This window comes from Herbaspirillum sp. B65 (genome assembly GCF_000333555.1).
GTDB lineage: Bacteria > Pseudomonadota > Gammaproteobacteria > Burkholderiales > Burkholderiaceae_D > Herbaspirillum > Herbaspirillum rubrisubalbicans.
This window is the reverse complement of sequence record NZ_BADI01000971.1, coordinates 1-7,491: the sequence shown is the minus strand read 5'-3', so window position 1 is coordinate 7,491 and position 7,491 is coordinate 1. Positions and strand designations below refer to the sequence as shown.

Genomic DNA, 7,491 nt, shown 5'->3' with positions numbered 1-7,491 from the left:
GACGACCGCCTGATCGACATCGAGATGAAGATCGCCCACCAGGAAGACCTGGTCGATGAGCTCAACCAGACCGTCTATCGCCAGCAAAAGAAGATAGAAGAACTGGAAATGCTGCTGCACGCCCTGGCCAAGCGCTTCAAGGAATTGTCCGATACCAGCCAGGATCGCGCCGCGGCCAACGAGAAGCCGCCGCATTACTGATCCTTTTTTCGTTGCAGCAGGAATTGGAGAAAAACCGATGGCGGCAATATTCAAGGCTGGAACTCATTTCATCAATAGACGTGAGATGTGTTCTAAATAACTTCCTAACATAATGACTGGCGGCCGTCGGATTGCTCACATTGACATGGATGCTTTCTTTGCATCCTGTGAGTTACTACAGTATCCCGAACTTCGGGGCAAGCCAGTGGTTGTGGCAGGTCGGTCCACGCACGCACCACGGCGAAATAACGCAGGAGATCTCGAATTTTCGCGTTTACGGGATTACGTCGGGCGAGGTGTTTTAACGACCGCCACATATGAAGCTCGTGCCTTAGGCGTTCATTCCGCTATGCCCACAATGAAAGCCGCGCGCTTGGCTCCTGATGCGATATTGCTCCCGGTGAACTTTGATCTGTATCGGAAGTATTCTCGGCTATTCAAGGATGCGGTGAGGTCTATCAGTCCCATTGTTGAGGATATCGGAATTGATGAGGTCTATGCAGACGTCTCTTTGCTAGAGGGCGAGTCCGAGCAAATCGCCCGGAGTCTGAAATCAGCGGTTCACGCAGCAACTGGTTTGACGTGTTCTGTGGGATTGGCACCGAACAAGCTATTAGCCAAGCTCGCTTCCGATATGCACAAGCCTGACGGAATTACGATCATCCGCATGGAAGACCTACCGTCTCGCATATGGCCAATGTCAGCCAACAAAATAAATGGGATTGGCCCCAAGTCCTTCTCGCGTCTCCAGGCGCTGGATATTCACACCATCGGCGACCTTGCGGAACAAGCGGAATCCTGGCTGGTTGAGCATTTTGGGGCTAGCTATGGGCGATGGTTGTACCGCGTATCCCATGGCTTAGATGAGCGGCCGGTGGTCACTCATAGCGAACCTGTCTCAATGAGTCGGGAAACGACGTTCGAACGTGACTTACATGCTGTTTCAGACAAGATCGAGCTTGGACGGATATTGACTCGCCTATGCACCCAGCTTGCAGCAGATCTTTTAAGGAAGAACTACTACTCGCGCAGGATAAGTATCAAGCTTCGCTTCAATGATTTCAGTACTGTGACACGAGACATGGCATTGCCAGTTGCCATCTCGGAGGCGATGGAGATCAGGGCCGCAGCCGGGCAATGCCTCAAGCGCGTCAACCTCGAGCGATCTATTAGGCTTATCGGCGTGAAGGCGAGTGCGCTCCAAAAGTCAGCGGGGGTTGTTTTAAACGCGTCCCAGCAGCTCCCGCTTGATTTGGATGGATTCTAACGACCGACAATGATGAGCTTGCACTACCCTGCCGGCCAACGATTCAGAAGTTTGTCATGCCCTCGATTGGCGAGCCGCTTCTGTGTTGCGTCTATCATGGTTGGCCGCAAGCATGTTGCAGAAGATCGCACCTTGCTCGATAGCATCGTTGACACCAGTGTGATCATGTTCCAGCGGATCCTTCCAGGAGGCTGGCATGTTGTCCTTGCCGCTTTCCCTGTAGCCGCTGCCCAGCGTGGCAGATGCGTAGCTGCGCATGTCCATGGCAGAAAAGCTGAATGGGCTCTTGCTTTCGAAGTGGATCATGTACCAGTACATGAACATAAAATCAAAACCGGCGGGATAGGCGACAAATACCGGCTTGCTCGCCGGTTGGGACTTTACCCATTGGACGTAGCTGCGCATGGCCTCCTTCGGATCCCGAAGATCCTTGCGGGCAGCGGCCCAGGCTTCCGGCTGAGTCTGCCACCAGGCCATCGTCCCCGGGTTACCTTTGGCGCCCGGCAATAACTCCAGGTTCGCGCTGAAGGTCGATAGTAAAGTCTTGTCGGCCATATAGGCCGCCGCCCCGAAACTAAGCATGGAGTTGTCCCCCGGGATGGGGCCATCGGTTTCGACGTCGGTACTGACGTAGACCTCGCTCCATACACTTTCGGGGAAGCGATTACGCGCCTCCGCGTCGCGCGCGATATGGCGGATCGACAGCGCGTCATACGGGGTCTCGATATGGGCGGAGAAGGCGTCGAACGGATTCTGATGAGACGTGATGACGACCTTCTTGCCATGCTCCCGGGCATGGTCCAGCATGGCGCAGGCGGTCCTGGAAAACGCCTGCTCGTCCTGGCCGGTAGCGTTGATGACCAGCACATCGGCGTTCTTCCACTCTGACTGAAATCTCTCTGCGATAGCGGCTTCCTGCGCCTCTTTCTCTTCGTTGCCAGTCTGTTGAACCCACTGCGCGTTTGCCCCGACGTCAGCCGTCCAGACATGCAAGCCTTGTTTGATAAAGTTGTCGACCAGCACCTCACTGCCCAAACCAATGCCGGTATCGGCATCGCCATGCAAAATCAGGCCGTCGAACTTGTGGGCAAATTCTGGATTCATGCAGCGGTCATAAAATGCCTTGGCGGCGCTGAACATTTGCTGCTGGTGCGCCGGACTGTTCGCGGCATAAGGAAAGAGGGGCCGGCCGTCTTCTCCCGGCCCGATTGTTACGTTGGGGGCGATGGTCGACGCCTCCCTCTTCCGGTCCAACAAGTCATTGAGCGAGAAATCCAGAGGCTTGCTGTGGTATAACGCCCCCCTGATCTTGTCCGTCTGAGGCGGCACGATAGTCGTGCTCGTGTTCAGTAGTTCGTCGATCTGGCGCTCCAGTTCCGGTGCGTTTTCTTCCGACTTGCTCCTGGCTTGCTGCAGGTCATTTAATTTCGCCAAGAAAGCGCGTGCCTGCTTCAGGGCCTCAGGCTGGTGTTGCTCGACCCAGCGATAGGCGCTATACGGTGACCAATGTCCGTCCGCGCCACTCTGTCCATCTTCTTTGGCTTGCTCGAAAAGAGCGAATTCGCGCACAGTCTGCGGCGCGTGATAATGGTCCAGAAAACGTTGCCGTAGCGCTCCGGGTTCCAACGGACCTTCGCCCGCCTGGGACACCGAGGTCAAGCCGATCAAGCGGATCGGGGCATCGGGACTGCTCTTGTCCACGCCGAACAGGTTGAGCGTGTTCGCGTCCTTGCCTGGATGCCATATGGCGCTATCGTGGGGCCCTTCCATACAGACGATGTCGCCGTGTTCGATGCAATGAGGCAATTCACTTTCCACTATTTCATAGCGGCTGCAATAGTGGCTGATCAGTTTGGCAGGCAACACGTCGGATTCACCGATTTCCAATTGCTGCTGCCGTGTCCGACCAACATAGACGTTGAAGGCATCGTTGCCGGAATTTTTTAGGAAAGACAACAACACCGCCGCCTGCATGGCCGAGGCGCTGCTGAAGAGCAGCGGACGGTCGCGGTTCGCTTTCATCAGTTCGGTGAAGGCCTGGTCCGCGGAAATCCGGGCTCCGGTATGCCGATATCGCGTCGGGCTGGGTCGTGTGAATCCCAGCCTTTCAGCGGCGCTAGTGACGGCGCCATCGACCTTTTTCCAATTGGGAAGCGCTCTGCATTGCGCCATGGTCATGATAAAGGCATTGTCGCTCATACAACCCATTTCCTTGAGCATTTGCTCGCGGATCGAGCGCCCCGAATAGGTTAGGGCTTTCTGGGTAGCTTGGGAATCGGCTTTCCGGTCTGGAGCACGCGCGCTCTGTCCATTGCCCGATACGCTGTCCGTAGCGGCCGGGTCGGTACTGAAAGCATGAGAAGCGTCCGCAAGGCCGCTCAGGTTGGAAGATGTCTTCATGGTGATTCTTCTCAATTCGTTGAATTTTGCTTTGCACCTGCAAGACGCAGGTGCAATTTCAAGAAATGCCAATTTCACTGGCAAATTCCATTTCTCGTGGGTGGCGCAAAAAATCCGATGGTTCCTATTGATTTGCTCGCCGATTCGCCTTTTTCCAATTGCCCCGTCATCAAACAGTTCCTTAAAGTCCAGGAACATCTGTTTGCAGATTTTTCTTCGCTTTCCGAATTTGATCAGTTCGGAGCGCGGCCAGGCAGTGAGGGGGAACTGCCCTTCTCTTCCTGAGGCGCTAGCAGAAATCGCGGCTGTTCACACTGATGTCGCCCAGCAAATGAGACAGGTCGACCAGTCGCTTGGCCACCAGATGCTTGACGCCGGCATGGCTTTGCCAGATGCCGTAGACCCCCAGCAATGAGGCATTGAGTACTTCATTGCGCTGTTTTGCCACCAGCGCAGGCCAGACGATGACGTTGGTCGAGCCGGTCTCATCTTCGATGGTCAGGAAGAGGACGCCCTTGGCGGTGCCCGGCCGCTGGCGCACGGTGACGATGCCGCAGCCCCGGGCGAACTGCCCATCCTGAAAGCTGGCCATGACCTCGTGAGAAAGAAATTTCTGCTTGCTCAGCAGAGGCCGCAACAGGGCCAGTGGATGACGTCGCAGCGTCAGGCCGGCACTGCGGTAGTCGGCCACGATGTCTTGCGCTTCGGAAGGGGGCGGCAAGCGCAATGCGGCTTCGCGTGAAGGTGCGCTGCGCAGCAGATCGCTGGTCGGTGCGGCGTCGAGCGCCTGCCACAGGGCTTCGCGCCGGTTCCCGCTCAGTGCGTGCAGGGCGTTGCCGGCGGCCAGCGCCTGCAGGTCGCGTTTATCGAGATGGGCGCGCAGGGCCAGGTCTGGCAGATCGGTGAAGGGCGCGCTCCGGCGCGCTTGTGCAATACGCTGCGCGGCCTCCTCTCTCATGCTGCCCAGCAGGGATAATCCCAGCCGCACCGCAGGTCGTGCTGCCTGGACTTCTTCCAGCGTACTTTCCCAGTGGCTGCACATCACATCCGCAGGCAACACCTGCACGCCATGACGGCGCGCATCCTGGATCAACTGCGAGGGCGAGTAGAAACCCATGGGCTGGCTATTGAGCAAGGAACACAGGAAGGCTTCCGGCTCATGGCATTTGATCCAGCTGCTGGCATAGGCCAAGAGCGCGAAACTGGCCGCATGACTCTCCGGAAAACCATATTCGCCGAAGCCCTGGATCTGGCGAAAGATGGCTTCGGCAAATGACTTGTCGTAACCGCGTGCGAGCATTCCATCGATCAGCTTGATCTGATATTTGTCCATGCCGCCCTTGCGCTTCCAGGCCGCCATGGCACGCCGCAGTCCATCGGCTTCGCCGGGGGTGAATCCGGCGGCCAGCACTGCAATCTGCATCACCTGCTCCTGGAAAATGGGAACGCCTCGGGTGCGCTCCAGGGCCTGGCGCAGGATTTCCTTGGGATAGGTCTCGGCCTCTTCACCGGCGCGCCGGCGCAGGAAGGGATGCACCATGCCGCCCTGGATCGGCCCCGGCCGCACGATCGCCACCTGCACCACCAGATCGTAGAAACGCCGCGGCTGCAAGCGCGGCAACATGCTCATCTGCGCCCGGCTTTCGATCTGGAACACGCCGATGGTGTCGGCCTGGCAAATCATGTCGTAGGTGGCAGGGTCTTCGCGCGGGATGTCCTGCATGGTGAAGGGTGTGCCGCGCCGCTGGCCCACCAGCTCCAGTGCGCGCCGCAAGGCCGACAGCATTCCCAGCGCCAGGATATCGACCTTCAGCAAGCCCAGCGATTCAAGATCATCCTTGTCCCACTGGATGACGGAGCGCTCGGGCATGGCGGCGTTTTCGATGGGCACCAGACGCGAGAGCTTGTGGCGCGCAATCACGAAGCCGCCCGTATGCTGCGATAGATGACGCGGGAACTTGATCAATTGCAAGGCCAGTACGGCCCATTGCTGGGCGATCGGCGAGCTGGCATCCAGGCCGCATTCGGCAAAGCGTTCCAGCATGTTGTCGCGACTGTCGAACCACTGCTGCGATTTGGCCACCTTGTCGACGATGGAAGCATCCACCCCGAGCGCCTTGCCGACGTCACGCAAGACACCGCGTGGCCGATAGGTATGCACGGCGGCTGCAATGGCGGCGCGCATCCGGCCATATTTGCGATAGATGTACTGGATCACCTCTTCACGCCGCTGGTGTTCAAAATCGACATCGATGTCGGGCGGCTCGCCGCGCTCCTTGCTGATGAAGCGCTCGAAGAGCATGACCGAACAGGTCGGGTCCACCTCGGTAACACCGAGACAGTAGCAGACCACCGAATTGGCGGCGGAACCTCTGCCCTGGCGCAGGATGCCCTGGTCCTTGGCGAAGCGGACGATGTCATAGACCGTCAGGAAATAGGCTTCATAGGCCATGTCGTTAATCAGAGTCAATTCATGTTCGATCTGATCAATGACTTTTTGCGGGATGCCTGCGGGGTAGCGCAGATGGGCGCCCAGATAGACTTCCTGGCGTAGATAGCCGGCGGGTGTCTGCCCGTCCGGCACCAGTTCTTCGGGATATTCATAGCGCAATTCGCTCAACTTGAAATGACATAGCGAGGCGATGCGCAAGCTTTCCTGCAAGGCAGAAGCGGGGAAGACATTGGCTAGCCGCAAGCGCGAGCGCAAGTGCTGTTCGGCATTGGGGGCCAGATCATAACCGCACTCGCTGACCGCCTTGCCAAGGCGAATCGCGGTCAAGGTATCCTGCAATGGTTTGCGTGACCGCACATGCATATTGACTTGGCCGAGCGCTGTGACGGGCAGGCCATGACGCCGGGCGACAGTGTCAATCACGCTGCGATGCAGGGCGTCGAACGGGCGATACAGTTGCGTCAGGCCCAGCCAGGCACGCTGCGGGAAAGTCTCTTGCAGCCACCGGGCCTGACGCTCCAGGGTGGCCGCATCGGCCGGATAATGCGGCGCCAGGATCAAGAGGCAATCAGGCAGCCCGCGCAAATGGCGATGCGAGGCGGGTGGTGCGGCCAGGTCATCGAGGCTGAGGTGGTAGCTCCCTTTCTCGACACGGGTGCGCCCCAGCGTAATCAATTCGGATAGATTGCCGTAGCCCTCACGGTTCTGCGCCAGGGCAATGAGGGTGAGCGGGGATTTTCCCGCTTCCCATTCGATGCGGAAAAAGGAGCCGATGATCAGTTTGATACCGGCGTCGCGGGTTTCCACGTGAGCGCGTACCACCCCGGCCAGCGAACATTCATCGGTCACGGCCAGCGCCGTATAGCCGAGCTGGACTGCGCGGGCGGCCAGTTCTTCGGCATGGGACGCGCCTTCCAGGAAGCTGAAGTTGGACAGGCAGAACAATTCGGCGTAATCCGGAATGGCTGATGCCGCTGCGCCGCCCAGGGGCAAGGTGTGGCTCATGATGCGTCGCTCCTTGCCTAGCCGAATAGACCGTGCAGATACCACTGTGGCTCGATCCCCTCGACATCGCCGATGCGCTCACGGTAGATCCAGTAATGACAGTGCTTCACATCCTCGGCGATGTAATAGTCGCGGGTCACCAACTGGCCGTTCCACCAACCGGCTC

The 7,491-nt window shown here is 58.2% G+C and carries 4 protein-coding genes and 1 pseudogene; 2 read left to right on the top strand and 3 right to left on the bottom strand.

Annotation, left to right across the window (positions count from 1 at the left end):
* Together I5W_RS22835 and dinB are read left to right on the top strand one after the other, a co-directional pair.
* The coding region (locus tag I5W_RS22835; RefSeq protein WP_083893607.1) for a SlyX family protein at positions 1 to 201 on the top strand (201 nt) is incomplete at its 5' end.
* 112 nt (positions 202 to 313) lie between these two features.
* Positions 314 to 1,468 (top strand): DNA polymerase IV, encoded by a 1,155-nt coding sequence (dinB, locus tag I5W_RS22830; protein ID WP_044530967.1) that lies wholly within the window; start codon positions 314 to 316, stop codon positions 1,466 to 1,468.
* Between the two features lie 54 nt (positions 1,469 to 1,522).
* On the opposite strand, the gene I5W_RS22825 is transcribed toward dinB, so the two are convergent.
* The 3 genes and pseudogenes from I5W_RS22825 to I5W_RS33685 form a co-directional block, all read right to left on the bottom strand.
* Positions 1,523 to 4,066, bottom strand: coding sequence for a hypothetical protein (locus I5W_RS22825; protein WP_044530966.1), 2,544 nt, complete (start codon positions 4,064 to 4,066; stop codon positions 1,523 to 1,525).
* Between the two features lie 91 nt (positions 4,067 to 4,157).
* The gene (locus I5W_RS22820; RefSeq protein WP_044530965.1) at positions 4,158 to 7,325 is read right to left on the bottom strand and encodes an error-prone DNA polymerase; all 3,168 of its coding nucleotides are present in this window, start codon (positions 7,323 to 7,325) and stop codon (positions 4,158 to 4,160) included.
* Between the two features lie 17 nt (positions 7,326 to 7,342).
* Positions 7,343 to 7,491: pseudogene (locus I5W_RS33685) on the bottom strand (DNA polymerase Y family protein); the annotation flags it as partial.

Excerpts from the sequence above, each read along its gene's own strand:
- dinB (WP_044530967.1), top strand. The coding sequence starts at position 314 with ATGACTGGCGGCCGTCGGATTGCTCACATTGACATGGATGCTTTCTTT.
- I5W_RS22820 (WP_044530965.1), bottom strand. The coding sequence starts at position 7,325 with ATGAGCCACACCTTGCCCCTGGGCGGCGCAGCGGCATCAGCCATTCCG.
- I5W_RS22825 (WP_044530966.1), bottom strand. The coding sequence starts at position 4,066 with ATGTTCCTGGACTTTAAGGAACTGTTTGATGACGGGGCAATTGGAAAA.